The organism is Bartonella capreoli (assembly GCF_902813205.1).
GTDB classification, from domain to species: Bacteria; Pseudomonadota; Alphaproteobacteria; order Rhizobiales; family Rhizobiaceae; genus Bartonella; species Bartonella schoenbuchensis.
Map to the genome: position 1 here is coordinate 1 of NZ_CADDZX010000324.1, position 404 is coordinate 404.

Annotated in this window: 1 protein-coding gene; it reads right to left on the reverse strand. The window is 43.6% G+C overall.

The annotated features are described in order from the left end of the window. A partial coding sequence (locus tag J7R05_RS08630; protein ID WP_208541908.1) for an aminotransferase class IV occupies positions 1-404 on the reverse strand: 404 nt, incomplete at both ends.

Below are 404 nucleotides of genomic sequence, written 5' to 3' on the forward strand. Positions count from 1 at the left end.
TAACCGCTGCTGTGCCACAAGCAAAGACTTCTTTAAGATGACCACTTCGGGCATCCTCTTTGAGTGATTCAAAAGAATAAGGCCGCTCTTCTATTGTTAACCCCATTTGTTGAGCCAACTGTAAAATTGAATGACGTGTTATTCCTGGAAGGATAGTGCCATTAAGTGCAGGTGTTACAAGTGTATTATTTGCCATAATAAAGCAAACATTCATGCCGCCAAGTTCTTCGATCCACTTATGTTCGACCATATCAAGGAAAAGCACTTGGCTACAATCATTTTGTGTCGCACTGTTTTGTGCAAGTAAGCCCGCTGCATAGTTTCCACCACATTTGGCAGCACCTGTGCCACCTGGACCGGCTCGACTGTAAGCTGTTTCGATCCATACACTAACAGACTTTTCT